Genomic DNA, 26713 nt, shown 5'->3' on the forward strand with positions numbered 1-26713 from the left:
ACCGATTGTATGACGCTTGCCAAGCTAATTGATGAACTGAATCCACAACAGAAACAGGCTGCCACCACGACCGCACAAAATTGTCTGGTTCTGGCAGGAGCGGGATGTGGTAAAACCAAGACCATTGTGGCGAGATCGGCATATTTAATTGATCAGGGTTTGCCTGCACAGCAGATCCAGATTCTGACCTTTACCCGTCGGGCTGCAAGTGAAATTGTCACCCGTGTCGAGCAGCATATGGGGGCACAGGCCAAAGGTTTGCGTGCATCCACCTTCCACACCTTTTGCATGTACTTGCTGCGTCGTAATCCGCGCGCTTTTGGTCTGACCCAGTTCAGCATTATTGACCGTGACGATCAGTTGCTGATGTTCCGTTTACTGCGCGGCAAGGATAAGGGCAATGTATTGCCAAAAGCGGCTGAATTATGTGATCTGTATTCATATGCCCGTAATACCAGGACCAAACTTTCAGATGCCTTATTAGAACAGTTACCGCAAGCAGTGGAGTACAAGGCGCAAATTGCGGAACTGATGCAAGCCTATGAACAACGTAAGCAAGAACGCAATTTTCTCGATTATGATGACATCTTGTCGATTGTGGCCGTACATTTGCAAAACTCAGCTGAATTGGTGCAATGGGTTACCGGCTTCTGTTCAGCACTATTGGTCGATGAAATGCAGGACACCAATCCGTTGCAATGGGCGTTGCTGCAGCCCTTGGTTGGCAAGGTCAAACTGTTTTGTGTCGGTGATGATGCACAATCGATTTATGGCTTTCGTGGGGCGGATTTTGAAAATATCCACCATTTTAAGGAACGTGTGCCTGATGCTCAGGTGCTGACGCTGGAAATGAATTATCGTTCCACCCAGGGGATTCTGGATTTATCCAACTGGTTGCTAACGCAAAGTCCGATTGAGTATGGCAAGCATCTGCAAGCCTATCGCGGTAAAGGTTTAAAGCCTCAGTTGCATATCCTCAGTAATGAGTTTGAAGAAGCCAACTGGATTATTCAGGATTTAAATCGTCGGCATATGCAGGGCGCTGCATGGGCAGAGCATATGGTGCTGTTGCGTTCGGGTTTTAGTGGGCGTTATCTGGAAGGGGCCTTGATTACCGCCAATATTCCCTACCGTTTTATTGGTGGGGTGAAACTGCTGGAATCGGCGCATGTTAAAGATGTGCTGAGTCTGCTTCGTGTTAGTGTCAATCCGCAGGACGATCTGGCATGGATGCGTTTCCTGACGCTCTGGGATGGTGTCGGTGATGTCGGTGCTAGCAAGCTGGCTCAGGAGTTGATCCAGCTACCTGATGTTGAGGCGCGTTGCCAGCGTTTAGAGCGTCATGGCAAAGTGCCTCAGCAAGCCATCCTGATCTTGATGCAGCTGGATGTGTTGCAGCAACATGTCGAAGCCTGCATTGGGCTGGCGCTGGATGCCTTGAATGAACAACTGGAAAATAACTAAAAAACCAAAGACTGGCCCCGCCGTGTCAAAGATTTTGATCTGGTCAAGCAACTGGCACGTAAACACAGTTCGCTTGGAGAGTTTCTGGAGGAATATGTACTCGATCCAATCTCGGTCTCGGAAATTGATAAAACCCCAGATCAGGACCTGGTGACGTTGATTACCATCCATTCGGCTAAAGGTGCTGAGCAAAAAGTCTGTTATGTACCGCATGTCTCTCCAACACAATATCCACATGCACGCGCACAGGGTGATTTTGATGATGTGGAGGAGGAGCGCCGTGTATTGTATGTTGCCTTGACCCGTGCCGAAAATGAGCTCATTTTGACGAAACAGAATTTAAATTTGTGGGCACATGATCAATATGATGAGCTCGGTCGCAAAATAGAAAGTTATTTTCTCAATGATTTACCTCAATATTTAGTCGATACCCAGATTCACCGTGATATTCCGCGTGCTTATGGGCAAGCCAGTCGCTCGCGTTCGACTGCAATCAATTTAGGTTTTGGGATCGATTTGGATTAAACTACCCAGATTCAATTTATTTTGATTCACCGATTTGAGGGTGAATCATGTTTTAGGTTTTAGCATGAAAATTTTAGTTCGTAATTTAGATCGTAGCGTGACCGATGCAGAAGTGCTCGACTTGTTTAAAGCCTATGGCAAAGTCGAGTCTTGTGTGGTGGTCAAAGATGCTGAAACAGGAAAATCCAAAGGTTTTGGTTTTGTTGAAATGCCGAATCCACGTGAAGCGGTCAAAGCAGTGAAAGGTTTAAATACCCTGAAAGTAAAAAACTATGGTATCCGAGTGAAAATTGCGGAAGATCAAGCTTAATTCTGTATGTTAAAGCAATATACCGCTTTATCGGTTGTTGCTCCAAATGCCGGACGAATTGTGCAAGGTCAGAAAACCTTGCAGGTTCGCTCATGGCATCCTGAGGCGTTGCCTTTAAAAGATGTAGTGATTGTCGAGAATCAAAATTTTCTGTTGCAGGATGGCGATGAAGAAACTGGTTTGGCCGTTGCCTTGGTCGATATAGAAGCCGTCCATGCTTGGCGAGTGGATGAAGTTGAAGCTGCTTGCGCATCATATTGGGCTGAAGGCTATTTCGCTTGGATGATTGCGAATGTCCGTCCATTCGACCAACCTATTCAAGTCATGGCTAAGCGAAAACTTTATCTGCTCGAGTTGGGCATCGAGTAACTTGTCTTCGCCTTATTTACCCCATGTTTGTCCCCAACCCTGACAAGGGTTGATAAAATAGCCATAGATATTGGTGATTTCTTGTTGGTCGATTAAGCCATTATGATCCTGATCGAGTGCTTTAAAAATCTTTATGCGTTTACGGTCGAGCGGGAAAAATTGTTTTTGCCAGGAAACAGGTTGATCTTTTAGTTCAATGAGTTTTGTCCATTCATTTTGATCAATCATTTGATCTCGGTTGAGATCGTAATCGGCATAGAGCTTTTCCCAGTCCAAACCGGCAGGTTCACAGCTATAACTCATTGAAATCGCCATACAGCATATTAAGCTCAGGATGGCTTGTTGAATATGACGCATGAGCGGGCTCAAAAGATATTGATTTTATCATTAAAGCATTTAATCTTAAGCTATCCAAGTGGAAGGATTTTGAAGGAAAAATATTATGTCCCGTGTTGCTCGTTATCATGCAGATCGTACCAATCAGAAACTGTATTTCGCCCGTCTCGCATGTCAACAAGCTGAGCAAACAGAACATATTCAACAAGCACAGGCTTATCGTGAAGCTGCTGTTTTCCATTTGCATGGGGCAATATTGGCATTTTTGCAAGAATTGGTGCGTTATTATCGCCTGAATGACTTGCAGCCGACCTTTAAGTCGATTGAAGAACATATGGCGGATAAAGGGCAGGTTTCTCCAGAGATTCAGGTATTACAACAACTGGCTAAAGATGGTTTTGTGGCTGAATTGAAACGTGCTTATCGGATGTGTCAGTATGCACCCGAGCCCTCTGCACCAGAACCTGAAAATGAAACCTCTTCTAATTTGATTATCAAGGTGACGCAAAGCCCACAGGCATGGTTGCCCGATGCCAAAATCTTACGTGAATGGCATCGTGAATTAAGTCACTTAATTGATGGTTTTCGTAATGAAATGGTGGAGTTCTAAGTCGAAACTTTAAGACGACTTGAAATCTATTCCCTCAGCACTTATATAAATAAGACGTGAGAGCGCAAAGTGCCAAATACTTTGCCACCATGTTGAAACATGGAGAAAATTTATGTCAATGCAACAGTTAAAAGAATTATTTGGTAGTCAGGAAGCAATTCTTGAATTGGTTCAACTCGAAGGTGGTGAGCTTGCTTTGCGCAATGCGGGTTCTGAAAATGAGCCTTTGGTCAAAATCCAGTTTAGCGATGAGGTGAAGGCCATCCTCGGAGACCAGACGCCAGCCGTCGCGCAACACATGATTCAGGCAGCCTTGTTCGGATTACTGGAAAAGCAGATGAATCAGTGGCAGGCCGAAGTGCTGGACGAGCAACCTAGCCATTTCAGCTAATCCTGAAAAATAAAAAAGCGTACTCAAGGTACGCTTTTTCGTTTAAAGCAGTTTGTTAATAGGTTTCGGTCTGATGAGCGAGTTCAATCTGATTGAGGATATGATGGCTCATATTCTTGGCCATTTCCTCTTTGGCATAGAATACTTCCCCAATATTTTCCTCACGGATAATCACCGCTTCTTCTTTGCTTTCTGCACAGATCAGGACCTGAATTTCAGGATTAAGCTGTTTGGAAATATCCACGATACGATGAATATCCAGAATATCCATCGGTGAGATCACTAATAGGCGTGCATGCTGAATATGTGCCTGAATCAAAACATTCGGTTCGGTGGCTTCACCGCTGACCGCTGCTCTGCCTTGGGCACGTAGTTTTTCAACAATTTCCCGGTTTTCTTCAGCAATCACCACTTTGATGTTTTGCTGCATCAGGTTTTCACTGATACGACGACCCACCCCCCCATAGCCGATAATCACCACCTGATCGCGCAGGTAAGCCTGATCAACCTCATCCGGAAGCATCGCCAGTGGGTCACCACTACGTTCCAGTAAGCGTGCCAAATGCGAGCGCTCACGAATCCAGCGCTGTACGGGTTCGATGGCAGAGAACACAAATGAGTTCAGCGTAATTGAGAATAATGCGCCTGCAAGAATCAGGTTTTGTGCATCCGGTGTCAGTAAACCGAGTGATAAACCCAGTGTTGCCAGAATGAAAGAGAACTCCCCAATCTGGGCCAGACTTGCACCTACCGTTAAAGCAGTATTAATCGGGTAGCGGAAGAACAGCACCAAAGCCATTGCAGCCAAGGTCTTACCCACCATAATGATGGCAACCACTGCTAAAATCTTTAATGGGGCTTCGACCAAGATACTTGGATCGAATAACATACCCACGGAAACGAAGAATAAAATCGAGAAGATTTCACGGAGGGGCAGGGGTTCTTCTTCGGCACGATGACTAAAGTCCGATTCTTTAACCACCATCCCGGCAAAGAATGCGCCCAGTGCCATGGATACGCCAAATACCGCATATGAACCATAAGCAATGGAGACCGCAGCCGCCACCACAGTCAGGGTAAATAGTTCACGGGAGCCTAGACGTGCCACAAATTGCATGATCATCGGCACAAGACGTTTACCAATAATCAGCATGAAGGCAATAAAGCCCGTCACTTTAAGCAGGGTGATCCCGATCGTGACCCAGATGCTTTGTGAAGTATCGGTACCAGGAAGGGCTTGTCCACCCAGCAATACCGCCGTTGCAGGCAGAAGTACCAGCGCGAGTACCATTACAAGGTCTTCAACCAGAAGCCAGCCGACGGCAATTTTTCCATTCACCGAATCGAGCAGGCCACGATCTCCTAGCGCCTTGAGTAAGACCACGGTACTGGCACAGGATAAGCTTAAACCAAAGATCAATGCTGAACCGAAGCTCCAGCCCCAATACATGGACACCGCAACGCCGAGTAAGGTTGCCACGGCGATTTGTAAAATCGCACCAGGTAAGGCAATACGGCGAACCTGTAATAAATCTTTGAGGGAGAAATGCATCCCCACACCGAACATCAGGAACATGACCCCGAGTTCGGCCAGCTGATTGGCGAGCTGGATATCACCCACAACACCGGGCGTATTTGGACTAATAATAATACCGGCAACAAGATAGCCGATTAAAGGGGGGAGGCGTAGACGTGCTGCGATATAGCCAAAAATGAGGGCCATACCAAAACCGACAGCAAGTAATATAATTAAATCAACATCATGTGGCATCGGAGCTCCTTAATCGTTGCGGTTAAGGTAGAAATAAATGAGCATAAAACATGCCAAGAAAACAGCGAATAAATTGTAACAACTAAAATTGAATTTGTTGATGATAATTTTTTTAATTATCAAAAAAAATTATGTAAGAGATTTATTCATTTGTTTTTTTAGTTATACCCCGTTTTTCCGGCAAAAAAAAACGACTTCAAAAGAAGCCGTTTTTTTAAAGAACTAAAATTATTTAATTTTAGCTTCTTTGAAGATGACGTGTTGACGGATTTTTGGATCAAATTTTTTGATTTCCATTTTTTCCGGCATAGTACGTTTGTTCTTAGTAGTGGTATAGAAATAACCTGTACCAGCTGTAGAAACGAGGCGAATCTTATCACGCATTGTTCAGACTCCTTAGATCTTTTGACCTTGAGCACGGAGATCAGCAACAACTTTCTCGATACCCAATTTATCAATAATACGCATACCTTTAGTGGTTAAACGAAGACGTACAAAACGCTTTTCGCTTTCTAACCAAAAACGGTGGTGGTGCAGGTTCGGCTCGAACCGGCGTTTGGTTTTGTTGTTTGCGTGCGACACGTTGTTACCAACGATAGGACGCTTGCCGGTAACTTGGCAAACCTTAGACATGGTGAACTCCATTGCTAGTTTATACAGCACAATTTCGTGCAACTAGCCATTCAAGTAAACGGATGAAATCATTCAAGGGGCGTTTTATACCAAAAATACGATTAAAAGACAAGCGAATTTGGTAAAAACAAGACATGATCTGGTGTGATAGATCATGCCTTAACCAGCTTAACGAAATAGTGTTTTTAAAAGCAGTTTGTGTGTCGCTTTATTATACGGTGGCAGAATGAATTTTAAACTGTAAAGTTTAGGGCTGACCGGATTCGACATCATTGAGCGTTCGTGTGAGAAGCTAAAGAAACCTTCCTTGCCATGGTATTTGCCCATGCCTGATGCGCCAATGCCGCCAAATGGCAAGTCATCTTGAGCCACGTGGGTCAGGGTCTGGTTGATCCCGAAGTGTCCTGAATGCGTGCGGCCTGCGACATAATCGGCACGGGCACTATCTGTATCGAAGTAATAGAAAGCCAGTGGGCGAGGGCGACTATTAATAAACTGTAGGGCTTCGTCGATATGCTCGTATTCCAGAATAGGAAGAATTGGACCAAAGATCTCGTTCTTCATAATCTCCATTTCTGTGGTCACACCAGTTAATAGGGTCGGTGCAATTTTACGAACCTCGGTCAAAGACTCATTCTTGGCATTGAGCTCAACAATATTGGCGCCTTGTTCACGGGCATCTTCCAGATAACCTTGCAGGCGGTTGTACTGCTTGTCATTGATAATAGAAGTATAGTCGTTATTATCACGCAAGCTTGGATACATGGTGGTGACAAAGTCATTGTAATGCTTGGTGAACTCAGCCGTTTTGCCCTTAGGCAGGAACATATAATCAGGGGCAACACAGGTTTGGCCCGCATTCCAGAGTTTACCGACCGCAATCCGCTGTGCCACATCACGAATATTCATGGCGGAATGCACCAGCGCAGGCGACTTGCCACCTAATTCTAAAATCACAGGTACCAGATTTTCCGCCGCTGCCGCCATGACAGTTTTCCCTACCGAGGTTGAGCCGGTGAAAATCATTTTGTCAAAAGCTAGGTGGCTGAATGCATCTGAAATACCCCCGCCACCATTTACCACAGCCACCAGTTCCTGCGGAAATGCTTCTGAAAGGGCATTTTCCAGTACATAACCAAAGTGTGAGGATGCACTCGAGATTTTGATCATGGCATGGTTACCCGCTGCCAAGGCACAGATCAGTGGACCCAATGAAAGGAGCAGAGGATAGTTCCATGGTGCAATAATGCCGACGACACCTAAAGGTTGATATTCTACCCAGCCTTTCGCTGGTTGGTGTAACATGCTGATATGGCGTTTGGATGGTTTCATCCATTCGGTTAGGTTCTTGCTGTAATATTTGATATGTTCCAGACAAGTCAGAACTTCGCCAATCTTGGTTTCCATCACGGCACGGTTGCCGTAATCCTGATTAATTGCGTTAGCAAATTGATCTTGATATTTTACCAGGATATTTTTAAGTCGGGCTAAGCGATCAAGACGTTCTTTGGCGCTTGGCACAGGATGGCGTTGGTAAGCTGCTTTTTGCTGCTCAAGCAAATCATGTAGCCGTTGTACATCAACATGAGGTGTCATAGCGGTTGTTTTTGTTTGACTGTTCATAGGAGTGGACCAAAAGAAAGCTTATTATTTTTTAATTTTTAGAGTAAATACTCTAAAGTGTCAAGTCGCTTTATAGGTTTGTTTTATAACCTATTGATAATGTTATAGATGGTTAAACTCAATGTCGCACGCTAAACCGAACAAAACAAAAGATCGAATTTTGCAAATCAGTTTGCAGTTGTTTAATGAGCGTGGAGAGCGTTCGGTCACCACCAATCACATTGCGGCTGAACTGGGGATTAGTCCCGGTAACCTGTATTATCATTTCCGCAATAAACAGGAAATTATCAAGGAACTGGCGCAGCAGTATCAGGCTGAAACCTTGGAAATGCTGGCATTGCCGACCGATCGTCCGTTGAATGCCAATGACAAGATCAGCTACTTTCAGGTGCTCAGTAATCAGTTGTGGGCCTATCGTTTTATTCACCGCGATGTATATCATCTGGTGGAAAATAATGAAGACTTTAGAAAAATCTATCCGCGTTTTGCAGGACAGGTGATGCAGCAGGGCCAAAAAATCTATCGTGCTTTCGTGGATGCCGGCCTGATGAAGATGACGGATTCGGAAATCGAAGCCTTGATTATTAACCTGTGGATTGTGCTGACCAACTGGACTAACTTCTTATATATGTCTGGTCATATCAGTGATAACAATCGCCTTGAAGAAAAATGGGTATGGCAGGCTTTGCGTCAGATGGTGTTTCTGGAAGGTCCGTATTTGATGGGGGAAAGCCGCCAGACTTATGAACAATTATTGAAATCATTGGGTCCATCCGACCTGTTTGCCAGCTTATCTAATCTTAAAAATGACGACGAGTGAGCCTTAGCTATTTAGTCAGGGGCAAAAAAGGGTTAGAATGCCCGGCTTGATTTTAATTTGATTCGAATAAGTGATATTAACCAAATGAACACGACTACAGCCCACACAGCGCGATTACTGATTACTTGTGAAGACAAGCCGGGGATCGTGCAAGCCGTATCGAGCTTTTTGTATCATCAGGGAGCAAACATTACCGCACTTGATCAGTACGCAACAGAAGCTCAGGGCGGGCGTTACTTCATGCGTGTTGAATTTGAACTTGATAATTTGCCATCTCGTAAAGAAGCGCTTATGCAGACTTTTGCTGTAAATGTGGCTGAACGTTATGAAATGCAATGGAAAATGAATTTCGTTGGCGAGTTGAAAAAAGTCGGTATTCTGGTGTCGAAAGTTGACCATGCTTTACTAGAACTGTTATGGCGTCATGCGCGTGGTTCATTACCATGTGAAATTACCCAAGTGATTTCAAACCATCCAGATTTGCGTGAAGCGGTTGAAAACTTCGGTATTCCTTTCCACGTTGTCCCAGTGAATAAAGACAATAAAGCTGAAGCTTATGCTCAGATTGATGAAATGATGCAAGGCAATGATTTATTGGTGTTGGCGCGTTACATGCAGATTCTCAGCGAAGACTTTGTTGCGAAATGGGAAATGAAGATTATCAACATTCACCATTCCTTCCTGCCAGCTTTCGTGGGTGCAAATCCATATAAGCAAGCCTATGAGAAAGGCGTGAAACTGATTGGTGCAACAGCACACTATGTGACGGCTGATCTCGATCAAGGCCCGATCATTGAGCAGGACGTTGAACGTGTGAGCCATGACTATAACGTTGAACAGCTGCGTGAGTTAGGTGAAGACGTTGAACGTAATGTCTTGGCACGTGCGGTGAAATGGCATTTAGAAGACCGTATTATTGTAGATGGCAATAAAACCGTAGTGTTCTAAGAAACGCTATCCTGCCGTTGTATAAAAAGAACATGCCGTCAGGCATGTTTTTTTATGTCTATTTTTCAAAGCTTAGCAAATATACAAGAAAAAATGGTTGCAAATGAAAACACTTCTCATTTATTATTGCGGCACTTTCATTGTTCTATCCGATGAGTGAAATCGCTTTTTTGAAAGCCTCACCATCTATATAGGTACTTAGATTCTTATGAGTCAATCTCCTGCTACATTCAACACGCCACACCCGATGAAAAAGAAAATCATCACTGCCTTAGTTGCGGTTGTGATTGGACATGTAGGAGTTCTGTGGGCGGTGAGCCACATGAAAACGATGGAGCTTAAGCCCGTCGAGAAAGAGCCGCTTAAGGTGAAGTTCGTTAAAATCAAGGAACCGCCAAAGCCTGAGCCGCCTAAACCAAAAGAAAAGCCAAAACCTGAACCTAAAAAAGAAGTGAAAGAGGTCAAGGTGGTTGAAAAACCAATGGCACCACCACCGAAAAAGATTGAAAAGGTTCAACAGGTAAAAGAAGCGCCAAAACCGGTGCTGCAAAAAACTGAACCTAAAGTTGAGCCAAAAGTTGAAACGACAGTGGTTACCACTAAAGTGACAGAAAAAGTTGTAGAAAAGCCGCAACCCGTACAAGAAGTGGTAAAACCTCAACCTGCTGCTGATCCATCGCCTAAACGTGTTTCAATTGGCGGTTCTGGTGTGCAGTGGAGCCGGTCACCTAAATTATCTGTAACAGCGAAAGATCTGGATAACCAGACACGTTCAGTGATGGTTATGATCGAAGCTGATGAGAAAGGTAAAATTACCAATGCACGGATTACCCGTAGCAGTGGTCTACCGAATCTCGATGAAAAAGTTTTACGTGCTGTAAAAAATGCGAAATTTAAACCGTATATGGAAAATGGTGTTGCTTATCCAATTCGAGCAGAGCAGCCGTTTGATCTTAGTCCTTAATGAAATTTGAGTCCTTGCGACAGATTAAATCAGGAGTTCGTATATGAACTTTTCAGTTTATTGGCAACATGCAGATGCAGTAAGTAAGACACTGTATTTCATCCTATTAGCAATGTCGATTGCAACGTGGACTATTTTCATTCTGCGCATTTTAGGAACACGCCAGTTAAAACAACAGGCTTATAACCAACTGGTGCAAGCTTTGGCTGCGCTAAAATCAAAGTTACAGCCTTTATCGTTTGAACAACGTAAAGCTGTCGCTGAACAAGCATTACTTCGCCAGATCTCTGCTGAGAAATCTCAAGCAGAAAAAGGGGTATCCGTGCTTGGAACAATCGCTTCATTGGCACCGTTTGTGGGTTTGTTCGGTACAGTATGGGGAATTTTCCATGCGCTTGTTGCGGTAGGTAAAAGCGGACAGGCTGGTTTGGCTCAGGTAGCAACACCGGTAGGTGAAGCCTTGATTATGACCGGTCTAGGCCTAGCCGTCGCGATTCCTGCAGTAATGGCTTATAACATCTGTGTACGTTTTAACCGTGGCCTGGCACATGATTTACAAGATCAGGCGCATAGTCTGTTAATCGATACCATGTTGCAGCAAGAAACAGCGGCAAAAACAGAAACTAAAGCGACTCAACAAAGTTTAGTTGGAGGTCAAGCTTAAAATGGGCTTTCAATTGGGTGAAGACCACGACAGTGGCATGAATGAGATGAATCTCATTCCTCTGATCGACATTATGTTGGTATTGATGATTATCTTTTTAGTCACAGCAACGGTTGCTAACCCATCAATTCCATTAAGTTTACCAAAAACAACGGCTGAAATTGTTGATCCGCCACCAAAAGCAATCACCATCAGTATTAATGACAAAGGTGAAGTGGCTTGGGATGCACAAATCATTAGCCTGGATGAGCTAGAGAAGCGTTTCCAGGAAGCGGGTCAGGCACAGACCAAACCGACGGTGCAATTACGTGCAGATAAAGAATCAAAATATGATACGGTTGCACAGGTCATGTCGCGTGCCAGTGAAGCCGGCTTAAGTGATATTGCGTTTGTAAGTGAAAACTAAAGCGTGATCCTAATAAAAAAGCAACTCGGTGAGTTGCTTTTTTTATGTCTATTCATCTTTAAGCAGGTCAAGATACTTGGCGCGGAGTTTAGACAGCTTAGGAGGAATACTAAAGTTGCAGTAACCTTGTGACGGGTTACGGGCAAAGAAGTTCTGGTGATATTCCTCAGCTGGGTAAAACGTCGGTACCGGACTGAGTTCAGTCACAATATTCAGCCCTTCATCTTCCAGACTTTGAATGACCTGTTCAGCTTGCTGCTTTTGCTCATTATCGAAGTAATAAATCACAGAGCGATATTGGGTGCCAATATCATTACCCTGACGGTTTAATGTGGTTGGATCATGGGTGGTAAAGAATACATTCAACAATTGGGTATAGCTAATCTGCTGTTCATCAAAATCAATCAGGATGACTTCCGCATGCTGAGTATTACCTTGACAGACTTGCTCATAGCTTGGGTTTTGGGTAATCCCGCCGGCATAGCCACTTACCACTTTTTCCACACCTTTCAGTTGTAGAAATACGGCTTCTACACACCAAAAGCATCCACCACCTAACATTGCCTGTTGCATATAACTCCCCGATTTTTAATTTTAAGCATGCCACTAACTTAAACGAACTACCCAAAAAGTAAAAGCCCGTGTTTGAAACGAGCTTTTACTTTTTATAGTAATCGCGTTAAGGAAGCGGCTGGATGACTGTTACGAAGCTGACCAGTACTTTGCCTGATGCATCCCTGAATTTAAGCTCATGGCCTTTCAGTTCATAGTTGGTGGTACTTGCCAAAGCATTTGCATATTGGCGAGAAAGGGCACTGTTGTCCTTGCCGATACATGCCATCATGGTTGAAGCAATTGGGCCTAGGCGTAAGATCGAACCTTGGCTTTCAAATGTCCCCTGAATTTGGTTACAGCCATCTGCACCAAAGAAACGCTTGCCTTGAGCATCGAACTGAATGGCTGGACGTTTGCCAGAAAGATCATTGCTTTTAATCTCCACACCATTGATATGAGTGGCGATCCAGTTACGGTTATAAAGACCGATACTTTCTTTCTGAGAAGCGTTTGGTGAAGTCTGGAGAGATTCTGTGGCTGCACAACCCGTCATTGCTACGGCAATTGCCAAAGTACATGTTGTTAAAAAAGGCTTTAACATAAGATTTTAAATCCGAATCATTGTGTTTCTATAAGTGCTTATTAAAAGAAAACAACATGGAGTAGCACAGGATATTCAGTATCCTTTTGTAAATGTTCAGATACTTTTAATGAAATTAGTGGAAAAATCACTCAACTTTCGGCAAACCTGCGCGAATTACATCCGAAAAATACTCGCTACTTTTATTGGACTGCTGATCGTACTGTTCAGCACGTGGGTTGATATGTGCCAGACGATACCATTCATTGATACTGTAATTCTGGTTAAGTGCTTTGAGGTCGTAAAGATAGTTGGGCAAATATCCTGAAGCCAGTAAGCGATAATCTTTCGGTAATTTTTGTGGGTTAATGGCCTGAACCATATCAAATACCAGCGTAGTGCAGTTACTGGTTAAGGTGTTGTACCATTTTGCTTCACCGCGGAGCTCATCAGCCTGCTTCAGATATTCAATAAACAGCGCTTTACGCTCAGCTGCGGGCATTTTGACAGGAAATAAATACACCTGTTCATGACGAATATTACTGCGTGTATACACAATATCTTTTTCGTCTGAAGCGACTAGGCTGAGTTCATATTTACGAAAAAAACCGCCAATGGCAGAAAAATCTTCGCCTTTCTCTTTGCGGATCTCAATCGAAAATACCAAAGGCTTTTGATCGGAAAAATCAAAGCTGACCAGCGTATGTGCTATCTGTGGCCCCATCCAGTAAGAAGTGATGACATTGATCCCGGTAATTTTGTTCAGATCAATGTTTCGGTCTTCCCAGCGAATGTCATACGTCCCGTCCGCATGCCAGTCAAAGTTACGGACCTTGTGCAAGCTAACCAGATCGCCTTGTTTGCTATAGCTGAGCTGTTCGGCAACTTCTGGATTCCAGTCACGGTCTTGTCTGGCTTCGATAGAGAAATACCAAAACAGTGAGCAGGCAAAGGCAACGCAATAAATAATGATATCGGTACGGCGGCTGATGAGATGACCACTGAAATAAACACCGAGCAGGCTCAGTGCAAACAGGCTCCAGAGTACAATTGTCACCCGGCTAAAGAAGGTGCCGAGCGGTTGTTGAATCCAGAGCGCAAGGCAAAGCCAGACACTGGAAAGAACCACGCATAAGGTGAATAGACCGTGTAAAAGTCCAATCCCTAAGGCAATAAAAAACTCACGTGATCCTATGTTATGCATGGCAAATGCGATCCATTATTATTTTTGGTAGGTCGCAAACTCGAAAGCGACACCAGACTTCTCATCGCGATGTTGTTCTGAGTTTACTTTGTGAAAATCCTCAGAGAGTTCTGGATAATGTGCATCGCCTTGAACATCAAGTTCCACATGGGTTAACTCTAGGCGATCAGCAATACCAAGAGTTTGAGTAAAAATCTCTCCACCCCCAATAATAAATAAAGAGGCTTTTTCAGCGTGTTGTGCATCTGTAAGTGCGCCGTTTAATGCCTCTTCGATGCTGTGTGCAACTTTAACCCCTTCAAACTGCCATTCAGGATCACGGGTAATCACCCAGTTGACACGGTTGGGAAGGGTACGACCCATAGATTCAAGGGTTTTACGCCCCATGATCACCACACCACCTTGCGTGATCGCCTTGAAGTGCTTGAGATCAGCCGAGATATGCCACGGCAAGGCATTGCCTTTGCCGATACAGCGATTTTTATCCATCGCAACTACGTGAACAACTTCAGTGCCTTGCCATGCCATTTTATATTCTCTCTAATCTTTTAAACTGCGACGGGTGCTTTAATTGCTGGATGTGACTCATAGCCAACAATTTCAATATCTTCAAATTTAAAATCAAAAATATCGGTAATTTCCGGATTTAACTTTAATTCACAGAGTGGCAATGGTTCGCGAGAAAGCTGTAATTGTGCCTGCTCAAAATGGTTGGCATATAAATGTGTGTCGCCCCCTGTCCAGACAAAATCACCCACCCCTAAACCGCACACTTGCGCAATCATGTGTGTTAGTAAGGCATAGCTGGCAATATTGAAGGGTACGCCTAAGAAAACATCGGCACTGCGTTGGTACAGCTGGCAGGATAATTTGTTATCTTGGACAAAAAACTGGAACAGGGTATGACAAGGCGGCAAAGCAACTTTACCTGCTTCATTCGGATTCCAGCCAGACACGATCAAACGACGTGAGTTTGGATTGGTCTTGATCTCATTCACCAACCATTTGATCTGGTCAAAACCATCTTGCTGATAGCTGCCGTCTGCATTCTGAGTTGCGCCAAAGTTACGCCATTGGTGACCATAAACAGGGCCAAGTTCGCCTTCTGGACGGCCAAAGCGCGCCGTTTGCTCAGCTGTTGCCCATTCATCCCAGATCGTGACTTTGTTGTCTTTTAGGTATTGAACGTTGGTATCGCCTTTGAGGAACCAGAGCAGCTCGATCACGATGGAACGGAAATGTACCTTTTTGGTGGTCAGTAATGGAAAACCTTGTGAAAGATCAAAGCGCATCTGATGACCGAATACTGAACGTGTTCCTGTTCCTGTACGGTCACCTTTGTCGCCGCCATTATCGAGGATATGTTGTAAAAGGTCTAAATATGTACGCATCGTCATTCCTATCGCAGATTTTGCTCGGGCTCATCTTAGCAGAATTTAGGTAATAAATAAGGGGGCAGTTGAGCGTCATTAACTGTCGTGGTACAGACTTTGTTCTCTATTTTAATTTAGCTGCTTGTTTTATATTAAGTTCTATAAATAACGACAGAGACAATCAACAAAATGAATCTTCAAGCCGAGCATTTACCGCATACTTTACATCCATACCTAGAAAAAATTTCAGCCACTATTCTGCCAACAGTTACGATGCAACTCACAGCAAGTGATAACTTAAGCTTATGGCAAAGTAAGATTGGGGGAGAGCCGTATTTACCTTTGGATACCGCTTATCCAGTCGATTCTAATGGCAATCCGTTGGCTTTGTTGGCACAGTTTAATTTTTCTGAAATTCCAAGTTTACCCAATTTTCCAGACCGGGGAATTTTGCAGTTCTATATTGCAGCCGATGATTTGTATGGAATGAATTTCGACGACCAACAACAGCAATCGGGTTTTAAGGTCTTATATTTTGAGCAGGTGATTGCAGACGCAGCGCAATTAAAACAGGATTTTTCCGATCTTGAGTTCGATGAAGACACTTATTTGCCATTTACGGGACAATACTCGATTGAATTTAACCTCACTTCTCAGCCCATTAGCCTCGGTGATTTTGCCTTTGCACCGAAGATTTTAGGGGTTGAAGAGCTTTACGATTTTGAAGAGCGATTCGAAGGTGGCGATTTCGAAGATGATTTTATCGAGCCTTATGATGAAGTTGCTTCCGCAAGTGGACACCGTTTAGGCGGTTATCCTTATTTTACCCAAACTGATCCACGCCATTATAACGAGAAGGTGCAAGATTATATTTTACTTTTCCAGCTGGATACCGACGATGCTGAAAACGAAATTATGTGGGGCGATTCGGGTGTAGGGAATTTCTTTATCCATCCAGAAGATTTAAAGAACAGAGATTTTTCTAAAGTGCTATACAACTGGGATTGTTGTTAAATAAAAAAGCGGATGAATTGTCATCCGCTTTTTCTCGCTTTGGAATCTTATTCAGTCACAAAGGTCACTTTGCCGTCGGCTAAAGATTTAACACGAGCTAAGGACTCAACGCGGTAGCCTTTTTCAAGCAATACGTCGCGACCCGGCTGGAACGATTTTTCAATCACGATGCCGACGCCAACCACTTCAGCATTTGCTTGGTGGATCAAGTCGATGAGACCTAAAGCTGCCTGACCATTGGCAAGGAAGTCATCAATCACTAGCGCTTTGTCGCTTGAGCTGATGTGCTTGTTCGAAATTGCAATGGTGCTTTCAGTTTGTTTGGTAAACGAGAACACTTTAGAACGGTAAAGGTCGTCTTTGAGTGTTAATGACTGGTATTTACGGGCGAAAATAACAGGAACGCCAAGTTCTAACCCTGCCATAATTGCAGGTGCAATACCTGAAGCTTCGATGGTAATAATTTTAGTAATACCTGCATCTTTAAAGCGAGCGGCAAACTCTTTACCAATCAGCTGCATTAACACAGGATCGATTTGGTGGTTTAAGAAAGCGTCAACTTTCAACACCTGATCAGATAGAACGATACCTTCATTTAAGATTTTCTGTTCTAAAGCGTACACGGGAGAATCCTCTAAACGGATGCTTGTTCAAGCAAAGGCATATTTTAAAAAGCATCAAAAAAAATGCAAGCCAAAATTGACCAGTTGCTTAGTTTGTTTTACCCGAATAGCCGGTTAATAACAGTCCGTAAGACGATTTTCCATCATTATGCGCCATTTTTACTGGCAGATAGTCAAGTTTTGGCGCTAACCAGAACACGGTATTACGTTCAGGTTTATCATGCTGCATGACCACTTTAATGGCATCAAATGTCCCATAAGGGGTCTTGATACTTTCAGTACCCTGTTTAACAAAACGGCGTTCATCCAACGCTTTGGCATCTGCAATCAAGTATTTGCTTTTCAGAGCATTATTTTTCAAATCTTCACGGATTTGCAATTCGGCATTCAACTCATCCAGCGCGCCCGCCTGCCATGCAAATGAACGGCTCTGGTCATCCTTTTTGGTATTCACCACTTTACTGCTTGGGTTGAAATTAATATTCATCGTATTGTTGTGAATCAGGATCTTGCTGCTACGGCTGAAATTTTGTGAGGTAATTTTGTTATTGGCAAAATTAAACTGGCTGGTTTCAGAGGCAGACGCAATCGCACCAGCTTTGGCATTGAACTTATAGGTCCAGTTATTGCCTTGTTGGGAAAGGGTACGTGTTGCAGAACCCAGATTTTTATTGTTGTAGCTAAACTGATAGCTGGCTTGGAAAGGTGCCATCGCCAATGCATGACTAGATAAGCTTGCACTTAAAATGGCCGCAGAGGTAATACCCGCTACTTTCAAAAATTTCTTTGTCATAACATTCTATCCTCTGAGTGATCTGGATAAGTCAATCACTCATTTCAAACTACGATTGAATACTATTATGCTGCTAGATTGTGAAGAAAAGATCAGGCTTTTTACTAAGCGCTTGTTAATTTTTCGTATAAATCATGAAGTTGTGTATATGCGTGGTATGGGTTATGGTGCAACATACCACCGAATAATCAATTTGTTACTGCTTAGGGTCTTTTTGCTGAATCGGGGTGACTTCAGTATCTCCCAGCCCATCTTCATCAAAGTCGTCATCGTTTGACGGCGACAGAATTGCAGCTAGATTAACATTGCCCCAGACGATTAACTCTGCTGGACGAACCCGGGCTCGGTTTACATGCACTTTGCTCAGCGTTTCGATAATACTGGCTTTCTTGCCAAGCCAGCGATTCAGGTCCAGATAAAGCAATTCATCCTTGACCTTGACGATATCAAAATGTTCCAGGATTTTACCTAGTGGATCTTCTTCACGAAATTTCTGGTAATACCAGATGGCAATATAAAAGCCCCATTTCTGAAAAATATTCTTGAATTTTGCTTCAATGACCTGAGTATTGCTGATCTGTTCAAACACCATCAGTTGTACGTTTTGATTCATTTCCATCTGAATCAATTTCAAGTCGACCGAGAGCGTGGTATGTAAGCCTTTTACATCTAGCGTGGTATATAAGCGTAACCAGCCATCATATAAGTCGGCATGCAGGTCTTGCATCATGTCGACATTCTCTGTGACATAACGCTCCATGGTGGCATTCACAAAAACTTGTGAAAGCGAAAATTCTCTTTCTTCTTCGATGAATTCTTCTGCTTTTTGGTAAACTTTACGTAGACGTTTAAAAACGGACGAGATTAGCGTTTGCATAAAAGTTGTTCCAGAAAGTGAATTGATAGGTCATGCAATACCACGATCTTTGTATTAACTAAAAAATAAAAATAAATTTCTAACTTGCAGTGTAGCAAAATTAATTGCTACATTTTCATAAAATGATGTTATGGAAACACTGTAACTATAAGTGGATCACATTTTTGTAAATTTTTGAATATTGTTTGGGTTTTTATACGGTTATCACCGTTGGGGATGAGGCATTTTTGCCGCTTGAATCGCATGTGGAATAAAATAAATTTTCGTTCAGCGCTGTCTGGTTATTGGTGGCAAGATCCGCTTTTTGTAGGGGCGGTTGCTTTGGCAATGCTGCTGCATGGTGCTGTGCTGGCTATTCATTTTACCATGCCATCGCCTGCAGATACCTCAACCAAAGAAATTGCAGTCACTGTGCGTCCGAGTGCGGATAAAGTCAAAGAGGCGGATTTTCTGGCCCAAGCGGATCAACAGGGTTCGGGTGATTTCCGTCAAGTGCATCGTATGTCCAGTGATATGCCAGCGCCCATGCAGGCTGATGCGACAACAGGTGAGTCTACACTAGAAAGTCTGGAAAAAGTTCAGCAGAAACGTGAGCTCAAGTTTGAAGAAAAAGTCTTAATGACGGTTTTAAGCTGGCAAAAACAGGCAGAACAAAGCGAACGTAAAAAGACGCTAGATGAGTTACAAAGCCAGTTTCAGGCCAAGGCCGCGATGGTGGCGAGCTTGGAAGCACAATATTTACAACGACAGCAAAATTTTAGCCGCAAACAACGCATTAAAACCGTTGATGGCATTCAAGCCAAACAAGATGCATCCGCTGCCTATCTGGATAAGTTCCGTCAAAAAGTCGAATTGTATGGTAACCGTTATTATCCGGATGAGGCAAAGCAGCAGCGTTTAGCCGGAGAAGTGCGCTTAATGGTGATTCTGAATACGGAGGGCGGGATACGGGCGATACGTTTAATCGAAAGTTCGGGACATTCCGTTCTGGATGAAGCTGCTAAAGCCTCGGTACGTCGTGGCGCACCCTTTGGCGCATTTGATGCGGCGATGAAAAAAGATATTTCCGAGTTAAGGATTATACGGACCTGGCGTTTTGACCCCGTTGATGCAGAGTTTGAAGTGCATTGATTGTAAGTTTTTGAATAACATAATGAATAAAATATTATTCCTTATCTTTACGAAGAGAATAAATCATAAAAAACGGCTGGATTTAGCCGTTTTTTATGAACTTTGTGGATAAGTTTGTATTTATTCACAATTCCTTTTGACTGGAATAGGCTCGTTCAATCTTACAGATTTCAACGCTAAAGTCCTGATACCATTTTTCTTTACCTAAACGCTGGGCTACTTGATGTTCTGCATCTTGTTGCCAACGTTGAATATCTTCAAGGCTATGCCAATAAGACAGGGCAATTTCAAAACCATTTTCACTGCATGCTTCAAACTTGGCACAGTTAAACTGGCTCAAGGCTTTATGTCTGAGCATTTGGGCCATGTCTGAATACGTTGCATCAAGTTGTTTGATCGTGGCTTTAAAAATAACGATATACATAGGACCTTGGATTAGCTTTCATCGGCTTTGTAAGGATTGGCAATCCCCAGTTTTTTCAGAATCTCGATTTCCAAAGCTTCCATTTCTTCAGCTTCAGCTTCGCTGGTCTCATGGTCATAACCGAGTAAATGTAAAACGCCATGGACCAGTAAATGATTGAAATGATCATTTGGTGCTTTTTGCTGTTCAGCAGCTTCTTGTAAAACCACAGGAATACAAATCACCAAATCCCCTAAAGGCTCTGCATCGAGTAAGCTGAGCATTTCCTCGGGGATGTCACTGGGGAAAGACAGCACATTGGTCGGTTTGTCTTTTTCACGATATTGCAGGTTGAGTTCATGGCTTTCTGCGATGTCGACACAGGCAATTCCGATTTCGCAATTGACATCAAAACCGACATGGCGCAGTGCAGTTTCGATATTTTTTTTGATTTGACCACGTTTGAGTGGCAATTCAGCAGCTTGAAAGTCTTGTTGAAGACTTAAATTGATTTTCAAAATAGATCCTTAGATATAAATTAGATCTACGAACTTAGATTGAGTCTAAGAAATGTAGATAAAGATCATGGTGGAATCTTGCCACATTCTCATCCATTTGCTGGATAAGCCTTCGGCGCGACCTACTTTTGTTTTGGCAAAAGTAGGCAAAACCTGATTTTACATTATTGTAACGTTAGATCCGCATCCTTCATTCACAGCATAGCTGTTCATCTTGCGCTCAGACAAAGCATCGCTTTGTTTATCTTCGCTCAGGTTACGAATGACAGCTCCGAGTATCGAATTAGATTAATATTATTTAATGCTGAGCATCAGCTTTCTCATCATTTTCTGCAATCAGTGCTTCTTGTTTGGCTTTGCGTTCGGCGCGGGCTTCTGCTGACAAGCGTTGCTGCTCATTATCCCAGCCTTCGTAAGCTTCAACAATTTTTTGTACCAGTTGATGGCGCACCACATCACGTGAGTGGAAACGGGTGATATGAATTTCATGCACATTTTCCAGTACCCGTAAGGCTTGTGCCAAACCGGATTGCTGGCCGCGTGGCAAGTCAACCTGAGTCACGTCACCGGTGATCACGGCACGAGAGCCAAAACCTAAACGGGTCAGGAACATCTTCATCTGTTCAGGGGTGGTATTTTGCGCTTCATCCAAAATCACGAAAGAGTGATTCAAGGTGCGTCCGCGCATGTAGGCGAGCGGGGCAACTTCAATCACCTGGCGTTCAATCAGTTTGGCTACTTTTTCAAAACCCAGCATTTCATACAGGGCATCGTACAGCGGACGCAAGTACGGATCGATTTTCTGGGTCAGATCGCCGGGTAAGAAACCCAGCTTTTCACCTGCTTCAACCGCTGGGCGAACCAGCAAGATGCGCTGAATCTCATTGCGTTCCAGCATATCAACCGCAGCAGCAACCGCCAGATAGGTCTTACCTGTCCCGGCAGGGCCGATACCGAATGAAATATCACTTTGTAAAATGCGTTGTACGTAACGTTTTTGATTGGCACCACGTGGGTTGATTCGCCCTTTGCGGGTCTGCAACCAAACACTGTCAAGGCCAGTATGTTCCTGTTCTGAATCATCCATGAGTTCACGGTCGGTCTGTGAACCCTGGATCATCAAATGAATGACATCGGCACTGATTTGTGAGGAAATTTCTGATTCTTGATAGAGCCGTTGCAATAGTGCTTCGGCTCTTTCGACCGCTTCTATATCACCATCGAGATAAAAGGCATCGCCACGGTGAGTAATTTTGACATCTAAACGTTGTTCGATTTGTTTTAAATGCCCGTTATACGCACCGAGCATGCTTTTTAAGCGTTCCAATTGAATCTCAGGGAACGTTACTGTACGTCGAATCGCTGCAGTCAAGATAAACCCTTTTTGTTGCTTTGTAGGAATAACCCTTACATTACGCCACGTCAGGTTCAAGATTCAAGAGTTCTCCGTAAACTAAATTTAAAGTTTTGATTTCAGTGATCTCGATCTCTGCGAAACGACCAACCCATGCGGCATCACCGATAAAGGTGACTAAACGTGTATTGTCTGCGGTACCGATTAAAACATTCGGGTCTTTATCCGATACTTTTTCAATCAGCACGCGTTCAATTTTACCGAGCATGGCATCAGTTTTATCGATACTCGATTTCTTAATCACTTCCTGAACTTGCGCAAGTCGATCTTTTTTCACTTGCTCAGGTGTGCTATCCGGTAAGTCCGATGCTGGGGTGCCCGGACGTTTTGAATAAACAAAGCTATAAGAGTGATCGAAATCTAAATCTTTAATAAATTGCAAGGTTTCAGCAAAGTGTTCATCGGTTTCACCCGGGAAACCGATAATGAAGTCACTGGATAAATGCATATCTGGACGTACTTTGCGTAGCTTGGCAATTTTATCAATGTACACATCAATGGTGTGGTTACGTTTCATGGCTTGCAGTACATCGTTCGAACCGCTTTGTACTGGCAAGTGTAAATGCGACACCATTTGCGGTAAATCACGGTAGCACTGAATCAGATCATCTGAAAATTCAAGCGGGTGAGAGGTGGTATAGCGTAGACGACCGATTCCTGGAATTTCTGCAACCAAGCGCAATAATTCAGGGAAGGTACAGATGCCACCTTCGAAGGTTTCACCGCGGTAACCATTCACGTTTTGGCCCAGTAAGCTGATTTCACGAACCCCTTTTTCAGCTAAACCGGCAATTTCAGCCAACACGTCATCCAGTGGACGAGACACTTCTTCACCACGGGTATAGGGAACCACACAGAAAGAACAGTATTTAGAACAGCCTTCCATGATAGAGACAAATGCCTTAAAGCCTTCGACGCGTGGTTCAGGCAGGAAGTCGAACTTTTCGATATCCGGGAAAGAAATATCCACCAGTTTGATTTTTTCTTTCTTTGGCTTTTCTACTTGCTCGTTATGCTGATCCAGCATTTGCGGTAAACGGTGTAAGGTTTGCGGGCCAAAGACCATGTCGACATAAGGTGCGCGTTTTTGAATGTTGTCGCCTTCTTGAGAAGCAACACAACCACCGACACCAATCACCAGATCAGGATTTTTTTCTTTAAGTTTGCGCCAGCGGCCTAGACCACTGAAGACCTTTTCTTGGGCTTTTTCACGAATCGAACAGGTATTCATCAGTAGAATATCTGCATCATTCGGGTTGTCAGTGAGCACATAACCGTGCGAATCACCTAATAAATCTGCCATACGATGACTGTCATACTCATTCATCTGACACCCTTGAGTTTCAATATATAACTTCTTAATTGAAACATCAGCGGTGTGCATGGGCTGGGTAACAGTGTTTTCTGAGGCAGCTTTTACAGCACTGGGAATGAATGTTTGAACCGTCATGCAGGCTCCTAAACAAGGTGGATTTAAATAAACCGCGGATTATAGCAGTATTTTTGCTTGTGCGCAGAGAATAAAAAACTGACAAAAATGGACAGTTTGTGAATAAAATTGTGTGAATTTTAATGAATATGAATCAGTAATTTACATAACACAACAATAGTGAGAAGCTAGACTTATTACACTATGTAAGCAGGCAAAATTGGGCATAGATATTGATGAAGATGAAAAAGCAGTGTGATTTAATAACAACAGGAAGACGTAAATCGAATAATAAGAACAGTTTCCGTCGTTTTATTGCCATGAGTGGAATGATTGCCTGTTCATCGGTCTATGCTTTGGATGAACAATTCAATGACGCCCTACGTGCTGCCAACTCAGGTAACACGGCTTTGCTCGATCAATACCAGTATTCAATGCAGAATGATGCATTGGGTTATTATCCAGAATACTGGAAACTGAATACTAATCTCGGCTTCCAGCCTGCCACCTCGATTATCAGTTTTGCTCAGCGTTATCCGCAATCCGCAATGGCTGAGAAACTCGCGGCCGATTATGTCGAAGAAAAAGTTAAACAGGCCAGCTTCGCCGATGCCAAGCCCGTACTGAGTTATGTCACCAATCCTGATCAGGAAGAAAGTTGTGCGGTGGCACAAGTGCGTGCCAAGACGGGCGATAGTCTGGTTTTTGCCGAATATAAAGACATCTGGCTGACCACCAGTACTCAACCTGAATCGTGTAATGGCTTGGGACGTTTAATGCTGTCTAGCCCGTTAATGAGTACTCAAGATCGTCAGCAACGTTTGTGGGGACAATTGCGCGCTGGTCAATCTGGCCCAGCAATTGCGACAGCTCAAACTATGGGCTTGAATCTTTCACTGGCTCAGTTTAACCAGATTCAGGCCAATCCATTGGGTTATTTATGGAGTGCGCCTAAGTCCAATGATGCCGATTATGCCTATCTGATTTTTGCGCTAGGTCGTGTTGCCGATAATGACTTAACCAATGCTTTAGGTAATGTGCAGCGTGTTGTTCAGGATGTGCCTCAACCTGTACAGAAATATCTTTACCGCACCATTGGCTATGTCGGTGGTACCACTGTGATGAAAAACGGTTTTAACCGTGAAGTGCTCAATGCTTTCGATCAGAGTTATGGTTATCCATTTAGCCCAGAAGAAGCTGAAATTTATGCGCGTCAAGCGATTCGTTTCGGGGCCTGGGAAAGTCTGATTCGTGCCATTGATGCAATGTCGGTAACCCAAAAACAGGAAGATCGCTGGCAGTACTGGTTAGCACGTGCCTCTGAGCAACGTTCCGATGGTGGTTCCAAGCAGGCGGCTCAGCAGATTTATCGTAAACTGGCACAAGGTGGTGACGATTATCATAATTTGCTAGCCAAAGACCGTATTGGTGAACGCTATAACCATCAGCCTTATAATGAACAGCCGAGCGCTCAAGATACCCAGCGTCTGAACCAGAATATTCATTTTCGCCGTGCCTTTGCCTTAAGAAATATCAATGCGCCTGCAAACTATACCAACCGTGAATGGAACTGGGCGGTACGACAGGCTTATTTGCAACATGATGATGGTTTGTTGCTTGCTGCAGCAAAACGTGCGCATGACATGGGCTGGTATGATCGTGCCATTTATGCGGCTGACCGGACCACTTCTCGTCATAACGATACCTATCGTTATGCAACACCGCACCGCAGCAATGTCACCAGTCATAGTTACAATGCTGGTATTGATCCCGCTTGGGCATATGGTTTAATGCGCCAGGAAAGTCGTTTTGTGACCTCTGCACGTTCCAATGTCGGTGCAGGTGGCTTAATGCAGATTATGCCAAACACAGCAAAACTGATTGCACGCCAAATGGGTGAAACCTATAACCCTGCGGCATTAAGTGAAATGAATACCAATATTCGTTACGGTACCTATTACCTTTCTATGATCCAGAGTCAATTGAGTGGCAGTTCGGTACTGGCAACGGCAGGTTATAACGCTGGTCCGAATCGTGCCCGTCGTTGGCAGCCGGATAATCAGACCATGGCCGCAGATCAGTACACCGAAACCATTCCATTACTGGAAACACGTGACTATGTGAAACATGTCATGACTAATGCCACGCACTATGGTGTGGTATTGGGACAGGGCGCACAGTCGTTAGAAAAACGCATGAGTACTATACCTGTGCGCAATAGTCCTTAAACACACGAAGATGTTTAATTGAGATAATGAAGTTTTTGCATTTGATGAAAGCCGTCGACTTATTAAAAGGGCAGTGGATGAAAGCGATACAGGCATTGTTCTGTTATCTGGCCTTATCATTCGCTGCACCGTTATATGCAGCTGATAAACAGGATGTTGCCGGTTATGTCATGCATGTACAAATGACGCCTGCTGCCTGCGCATTTGATTCATCAAGACAAAAACAACGTAAATGTCTGGAAGGCTATTCGCTGACCATTGCAAGTTTGCTGCCTGAAGTGCCATTAAACCGGGATTGCTCGACCAAGACTTCTGCGAGATTGTCACCGTTACAAGCGAAAGTGGTTGCACGGGTTATGCCGGATGAAAATGCTCGGGTACAACTATGGCAGGATGTGGGCGGCTGTATGCCAATGAATGCCAGCCAATATTTTAGAACCATTATTAATTTCGCTGAACGCCTGAAAATACCGGCTGATTTGACCAGTCCAAATACCATTGAAGTACAAAAAGAAAGCCTGAGACAGCAATTTACCAAGCTCAATCCATCGTTGCCGCCAAATGGTATCCGCTTCACCTGCCAATCTTCAAAATTTAATTCGGTTTTGACAGAAATTCGGGTTTGTTATCAGAAAAATGGTCAATATAAACAATGTGCTAGCCATATTGTGACGGGCTGCCCAAGTGAGTTTACGATTAAAGGCAGTTATTAGGCTTTTACCTAGTTTGATTTGTAT

At 43.7% G+C, this 26713-nt stretch carries 30 protein-coding genes and 1 pseudogene; 14 read left to right on the plus strand and 17 right to left on the minus strand.

What is annotated here, in order from left to right:
* Window positions 1-9 precede the first annotated feature (9 nt).
* The 3 genes and pseudogenes from J699_RS0218770 to J699_RS06360 all read left to right on the plus strand — a co-directional run bounded on the left by J699_RS0218770 (window position 10) and on the right by J699_RS06360 (window position 2668).
* Window positions 10-1989 (plus strand): annotated as a pseudogene (locus J699_RS0218770) (ATP-dependent helicase).
* A gap of 64 nt (window positions 1990-2053) precedes the next feature.
* Window positions 2054-2299: an RNA recognition motif domain-containing protein gene (locus tag J699_RS06365; protein WP_005226657.1), complete on the plus strand. Its 246-nt coding sequence runs from the start codon at window positions 2054-2056 to the stop codon at window positions 2297-2299.
* A 6-nt stretch (window positions 2300-2305) separates the two neighbouring features.
* Window positions 2306-2668, plus strand: coding sequence for an ASCH domain-containing protein (locus J699_RS06360; protein WP_032870746.1), 363 nt, complete (start codon window positions 2306-2308; stop codon window positions 2666-2668).
* Window positions 2669-2680: 12 nt separating this feature from the next.
* Here the strand turns inward: J699_RS06360 and J699_RS06355 are convergent, their stop codons facing one another.
* Window positions 2681-3025 carry an EF-hand domain-containing protein gene (locus J699_RS06355; protein ID WP_005226658.1) on the minus strand — a complete coding sequence of 115 codons (345 nt, stop codon included), beginning with the start codon at window positions 3023-3025 and terminating at the stop codon, window positions 2681-2683.
* An 85-nt stretch (window positions 3026-3110) separates the two neighbouring features.
* On the opposite strand from J699_RS06355, the gene J699_RS06350 reads away from it, so the two are divergent.
* Together J699_RS06350 and J699_RS06345 are read left to right on the plus strand one after the other, a co-directional pair.
* Window positions 3111-3614: a DUF6586 family protein gene (locus J699_RS06350; RefSeq protein ID WP_005280620.1), complete on the plus strand. Its 504-nt coding sequence runs from the start codon at window positions 3111-3113 to the stop codon at window positions 3612-3614.
* Window positions 3615-3726: 112 nt separating this feature from the next.
* Complete coding sequence (locus J699_RS06345; protein WP_032870748.1) at window positions 3727-4005, plus strand: hypothetical protein; 279 nt, start codon at window positions 3727-3729, stop codon at window positions 4003-4005.
* Window positions 4006-4060: 55 nt separating this feature from the next.
* Here the strand turns inward: J699_RS06345 and J699_RS06340 are convergent, their stop codons facing one another.
* The 4 genes from J699_RS06340 to J699_RS06330 form a co-directional block, all read right to left on the minus strand.
* Window positions 4061-5776, minus strand: a complete 1716-nt coding sequence (locus J699_RS06340) for a cation:proton antiporter (protein WP_032882863.1) — start codon at window positions 5774-5776, stop codon at window positions 4061-4063.
* Between the two features lie 228 nt (window positions 5777-6004).
* Complete coding sequence (rpmG, locus tag J699_RS06335) at window positions 6005-6160, minus strand: 50S ribosomal protein L33 (RefSeq protein WP_003654787.1); 156 nt, start codon at window positions 6158-6160, stop codon at window positions 6005-6007.
* 12 nt (window positions 6161-6172) lie between these two features.
* Complete coding sequence (gene rpmB, locus J699_RS0218775; protein ID WP_004649871.1) at window positions 6173-6409, minus strand: 50S ribosomal protein L28; 237 nt, start codon at window positions 6407-6409, stop codon at window positions 6173-6175.
* Window positions 6410-6577: 168 nt separating this feature from the next.
* Entirely contained in the window at window positions 6578-8032 is a 1455-nt protein-coding gene (locus J699_RS06330; protein WP_032882864.1) for a coniferyl aldehyde dehydrogenase, read from the minus strand.
* A gap of 121 nt (window positions 8033-8153) precedes the next feature.
* Here J699_RS06330 and J699_RS06325 point away from each other — a divergent pair, with 121 nt between their 5' ends.
* The 5 genes from J699_RS06325 (at window position 8154) to J699_RS06305 (ending at window position 11834) form a co-directional block, all read left to right on the plus strand.
* Window positions 8154-8852, plus strand: coding sequence for a TetR/AcrR family transcriptional regulator (locus tag J699_RS06325; RefSeq protein ID WP_004655980.1), 699 nt, complete (start codon window positions 8154-8156; stop codon window positions 8850-8852).
* An 84-nt stretch (window positions 8853-8936) separates the two neighbouring features.
* Window positions 8937-9800 carry a formyltetrahydrofolate deformylase gene (gene purU, locus J699_RS06320; protein ID WP_005226672.1) on the plus strand — a complete coding sequence of 288 codons (864 nt, stop codon included), beginning with the start codon at window positions 8937-8939 and terminating at the stop codon, window positions 9798-9800.
* 208 nt (window positions 9801-10008) lie between these two features.
* On the plus strand, window positions 10009-10764 hold the full coding sequence (locus J699_RS06315; protein WP_032870753.1) for an energy transducer TonB: 756 nt from the start codon (window positions 10009-10011) through the stop codon (window positions 10762-10764).
* Between the two features lie 43 nt (window positions 10765-10807).
* Window positions 10808-11428: a MotA/TolQ/ExbB proton channel family protein gene (locus J699_RS06310; protein WP_004774288.1), complete on the plus strand. Its 621-nt coding sequence runs from the start codon at window positions 10808-10810 to the stop codon at window positions 11426-11428.
* 1 nt (window position 11429) lies between these two features.
* Entirely contained in the window at window positions 11430-11834 is a 405-nt protein-coding gene (locus J699_RS06305) for an ExbD/TolR family protein (RefSeq protein ID WP_005226674.1), read from the plus strand.
* Between the two features lie 48 nt (window positions 11835-11882).
* Here the strand turns inward: J699_RS06305 and msrA are convergent, their stop codons facing one another.
* The 5 genes from msrA to thyA form a co-directional block, all read right to left on the minus strand.
* The gene (gene msrA, locus J699_RS06300) at window positions 11883-12407 is read right to left on the minus strand and encodes a peptide-methionine (S)-S-oxide reductase MsrA (RefSeq protein WP_005226675.1); all 525 of its coding nucleotides are present in this window, start codon (window positions 12405-12407) and stop codon (window positions 11883-11885) included.
* Window positions 12408-12513: 106 nt separating this feature from the next.
* A complete protein-coding gene (locus tag J699_RS06295) occupies window positions 12514-12990 on the minus strand; it encodes an META domain-containing protein (protein ID WP_032870755.1) in 477 nt (158 codons plus the stop codon).
* A gap of 127 nt (window positions 12991-13117) precedes the next feature.
* A complete protein-coding gene (locus J699_RS06290; protein ID WP_032870757.1) occupies window positions 13118-14173 on the minus strand; it encodes a DUF4105 domain-containing protein in 1056 nt (351 codons plus the stop codon).
* An 18-nt stretch (window positions 14174-14191) separates the two neighbouring features.
* Window positions 14192-14701 carry a dihydrofolate reductase gene (locus J699_RS06285; protein WP_032870759.1) on the minus strand — a complete coding sequence of 170 codons (510 nt, stop codon included), beginning with the start codon at window positions 14699-14701 and terminating at the stop codon, window positions 14192-14194.
* A 20-nt stretch (window positions 14702-14721) separates the two neighbouring features.
* Entirely contained in the window at window positions 14722-15564 is an 843-nt protein-coding gene (gene thyA, locus J699_RS06280; protein ID WP_005280599.1) for a thymidylate synthase, read from the minus strand.
* A 171-nt stretch (window positions 15565-15735) separates the two neighbouring features.
* Here thyA and J699_RS06275 point away from each other — a divergent pair, with 171 nt between their 5' ends.
* A complete protein-coding gene (locus tag J699_RS06275; protein WP_032870761.1) occupies window positions 15736-16560 on the plus strand; it encodes a YwqG family protein in 825 nt (274 codons plus the stop codon).
* Window positions 16561-16607: 47 nt separating this feature from the next.
* On the opposite strand, the gene J699_RS06270 is transcribed toward J699_RS06275, so the two are convergent.
* The 3 genes from J699_RS06270 to J699_RS06260 all read right to left on the minus strand — a co-directional run bounded on the left by J699_RS06270 (window position 16608) and on the right by J699_RS06260 (window position 18853).
* The gene (locus tag J699_RS06270) at window positions 16608-17183 is read right to left on the minus strand and encodes a xanthine phosphoribosyltransferase (RefSeq protein WP_005226682.1); all 576 of its coding nucleotides are present in this window, start codon (window positions 17181-17183) and stop codon (window positions 16608-16610) included.
* A gap of 88 nt (window positions 17184-17271) precedes the next feature.
* Window positions 17272-17976 (minus strand): DUF3108 domain-containing protein, encoded by a 705-nt coding sequence (locus tag J699_RS06265; RefSeq protein WP_032870764.1) that lies wholly within the window; start codon window positions 17974-17976, stop codon window positions 17272-17274.
* Between the two features lie 196 nt (window positions 17977-18172).
* Window positions 18173-18853: a hypothetical protein gene (locus J699_RS06260; protein ID WP_032870766.1), complete on the minus strand. Its 681-nt coding sequence runs from the start codon at window positions 18851-18853 to the stop codon at window positions 18173-18175.
* A 243-nt stretch (window positions 18854-19096) separates the two neighbouring features.
* On the opposite strand from J699_RS06260, the gene J699_RS06255 reads away from it, so the two are divergent.
* Window positions 19097-19984, plus strand: a complete 888-nt coding sequence (locus J699_RS06255) for an energy transducer TonB (RefSeq protein ID WP_032870768.1) — start codon at window positions 19097-19099, stop codon at window positions 19982-19984.
* A gap of 124 nt (window positions 19985-20108) precedes the next feature.
* Here the strand turns inward: J699_RS06255 and J699_RS06250 are convergent, their stop codons facing one another.
* From J699_RS06250 to miaB, 4 genes are all read right to left on the minus strand, one after another.
* Window positions 20109-20408: an antibiotic biosynthesis monooxygenase family protein gene (locus tag J699_RS06250; RefSeq protein ID WP_032870770.1), complete on the minus strand. Its 300-nt coding sequence runs from the start codon at window positions 20406-20408 to the stop codon at window positions 20109-20111.
* Window positions 20409-20419: 11 nt separating this feature from the next.
* A complete protein-coding gene (gene ybeY / locus J699_RS06245) occupies window positions 20420-20905 on the minus strand; it encodes an rRNA maturation RNase YbeY (RefSeq protein WP_032882865.1) in 486 nt (161 codons plus the stop codon).
* 298 nt (window positions 20906-21203) lie between these two features.
* The gene (locus J699_RS06240) at window positions 21204-22277 is read right to left on the minus strand and encodes a PhoH family protein (RefSeq protein ID WP_032870775.1); all 1074 of its coding nucleotides are present in this window, start codon (window positions 22275-22277) and stop codon (window positions 21204-21206) included.
* Between the two features lie 40 nt (window positions 22278-22317).
* Window positions 22318-23769: a tRNA (N6-isopentenyl adenosine(37)-C2)-methylthiotransferase MiaB gene (gene miaB / locus J699_RS06235; protein ID WP_005226701.1), complete on the minus strand. Its 1452-nt coding sequence runs from the start codon at window positions 23767-23769 to the stop codon at window positions 22318-22320.
* A 299-nt stretch (window positions 23770-24068) separates the two neighbouring features.
* On the opposite strand from miaB, the gene J699_RS06230 reads away from it, so the two are divergent.
* Together J699_RS06230 and J699_RS06225 are read left to right on the plus strand one after the other, a co-directional pair.
* On the plus strand, window positions 24069-25976 hold the full coding sequence (locus J699_RS06230) for a lytic transglycosylase domain-containing protein (RefSeq protein WP_171070886.1): 1908 nt from the start codon (window positions 24069-24071) through the stop codon (window positions 25974-25976).
* Between the two features lie 44 nt (window positions 25977-26020).
* Window positions 26021-26689 carry a ribonuclease I gene (locus J699_RS06225; protein WP_032870793.1) on the plus strand — a complete coding sequence of 223 codons (669 nt, stop codon included), beginning with the start codon at window positions 26021-26023 and terminating at the stop codon, window positions 26687-26689.
* Window positions 26690-26713 lie beyond the last annotated feature (24 nt).

This window comes from Acinetobacter sp. 1000160 (assembly GCF_000588715.1).
Classification (GTDB): domain Bacteria; phylum Pseudomonadota; class Gammaproteobacteria; order Pseudomonadales; family Moraxellaceae; genus Acinetobacter; species Acinetobacter courvalinii.

What these genes read in the sequence shown, in the direction of transcription:
- J699_RS06365 (WP_005226657.1), top strand. Translation starts at nt 2,054, where the DNA reads ATGAAAATTTTAGTTCGTAATTTAGATCGTAGCGTGACCGATGCAGAA.
- J699_RS06360 (WP_032870746.1), top strand. Translation starts at nt 2,306, where the DNA reads ATGTTAAAGCAATATACCGCTTTATCGGTTGTTGCTCCAAATGCCGGA.
- J699_RS06355 (WP_005226658.1), bottom strand. Translation starts at nt 3,025, where the DNA reads ATGCGTCATATTCAACAAGCCATCCTGAGCTTAATATGCTGTATGGCG.
- J699_RS06350 (WP_005280620.1), top strand. Translation starts at nt 3,111, where the DNA reads ATGTCCCGTGTTGCTCGTTATCATGCAGATCGTACCAATCAGAAACTG.
- J699_RS06345 (WP_032870748.1), top strand. Translation starts at nt 3,727, where the DNA reads ATGTCAATGCAACAGTTAAAAGAATTATTTGGTAGTCAGGAAGCAATT.
- J699_RS06340 (WP_032882863.1), bottom strand. Translation starts at nt 5,776, where the DNA reads ATGCCACATGATGTTGATTTAATTATATTACTTGCTGTCGGTTTTGGT.
- rpmG (WP_003654787.1), bottom strand. Translation starts at nt 6,160, where the DNA reads ATGCGTGATAAGATTCGCCTCGTTTCTACAGCTGGTACAGGTTATTTC.
- rpmB (WP_004649871.1), bottom strand. Translation starts at nt 6,409, where the DNA reads ATGTCTAAGGTTTGCCAAGTTACCGGCAAGCGTCCTATCGTTGGTAAC.
- J699_RS06330 (WP_032882864.1), bottom strand. Translation starts at nt 8,032, where the DNA reads ATGAACAGTCAAACAAAAACAACCGCTATGACACCTCATGTTGATGTA.
- J699_RS06325 (WP_004655980.1), top strand. Translation starts at nt 8,154, where the DNA reads ATGTCGCACGCTAAACCGAACAAAACAAAAGATCGAATTTTGCAAATC.
- purU (WP_005226672.1), top strand. Translation starts at nt 8,937, where the DNA reads ATGAACACGACTACAGCCCACACAGCGCGATTACTGATTACTTGTGAA.
- J699_RS06315 (WP_032870753.1), top strand. Translation starts at nt 10,009, where the DNA reads ATGAGTCAATCTCCTGCTACATTCAACACGCCACACCCGATGAAAAAG.
- J699_RS06310 (WP_004774288.1), top strand. Translation starts at nt 10,808, where the DNA reads ATGAACTTTTCAGTTTATTGGCAACATGCAGATGCAGTAAGTAAGACA.
- J699_RS06305 (WP_005226674.1), top strand. Translation starts at nt 11,430, where the DNA reads ATGGGCTTTCAATTGGGTGAAGACCACGACAGTGGCATGAATGAGATG.
- msrA (WP_005226675.1), bottom strand. Translation starts at nt 12,407, where the DNA reads ATGCAACAGGCAATGTTAGGTGGTGGATGCTTTTGGTGTGTAGAAGCC.
- J699_RS06295 (WP_032870755.1), bottom strand. Translation starts at nt 12,990, where the DNA reads ATGTTAAAGCCTTTTTTAACAACATGTACTTTGGCAATTGCCGTAGCA.
- J699_RS06290 (WP_032870757.1), bottom strand. Translation starts at nt 14,173, where the DNA reads ATGCATAACATAGGATCACGTGAGTTTTTTATTGCCTTAGGGATTGGA.
- J699_RS06285 (WP_032870759.1), bottom strand. Translation starts at nt 14,701, where the DNA reads ATGGCATGGCAAGGCACTGAAGTTGTTCACGTAGTTGCGATGGATAAA.
- thyA (WP_005280599.1), bottom strand. Translation starts at nt 15,564, where the DNA reads ATGCGTACATATTTAGACCTTTTACAACATATCCTCGATAATGGCGGC.
- J699_RS06275 (WP_032870761.1), top strand. Translation starts at nt 15,736, where the DNA reads ATGAATCTTCAAGCCGAGCATTTACCGCATACTTTACATCCATACCTA.
- J699_RS06265 (WP_032870764.1), bottom strand. Translation starts at nt 17,976, where the DNA reads ATGACAAAGAAATTTTTGAAAGTAGCGGGTATTACCTCTGCGGCCATT.
- J699_RS06260 (WP_032870766.1), bottom strand. Translation starts at nt 18,853, where the DNA reads ATGCAAACGCTAATCTCGTCCGTTTTTAAACGTCTACGTAAAGTTTAC.
- J699_RS06255 (WP_032870768.1), top strand. Translation starts at nt 19,097, where the DNA reads ATGTGGAATAAAATAAATTTTCGTTCAGCGCTGTCTGGTTATTGGTGG.
- J699_RS06250 (WP_032870770.1), bottom strand. Translation starts at nt 20,408, where the DNA reads ATGTATATCGTTATTTTTAAAGCCACGATCAAACAACTTGATGCAACG.
- miaB (WP_005226701.1), bottom strand. Translation starts at nt 23,769, where the DNA reads ATGACGGTTCAAACATTCATTCCCAGTGCTGTAAAAGCTGCCTCAGAA.
- J699_RS06230 (WP_171070886.1), top strand. Translation starts at nt 24,069, where the DNA reads ATGAGTGGAATGATTGCCTGTTCATCGGTCTATGCTTTGGATGAACAA.
- J699_RS06225 (WP_032870793.1), top strand. Translation starts at nt 26,021, where the DNA reads ATGAAAGCCGTCGACTTATTAAAAGGGCAGTGGATGAAAGCGATACAG.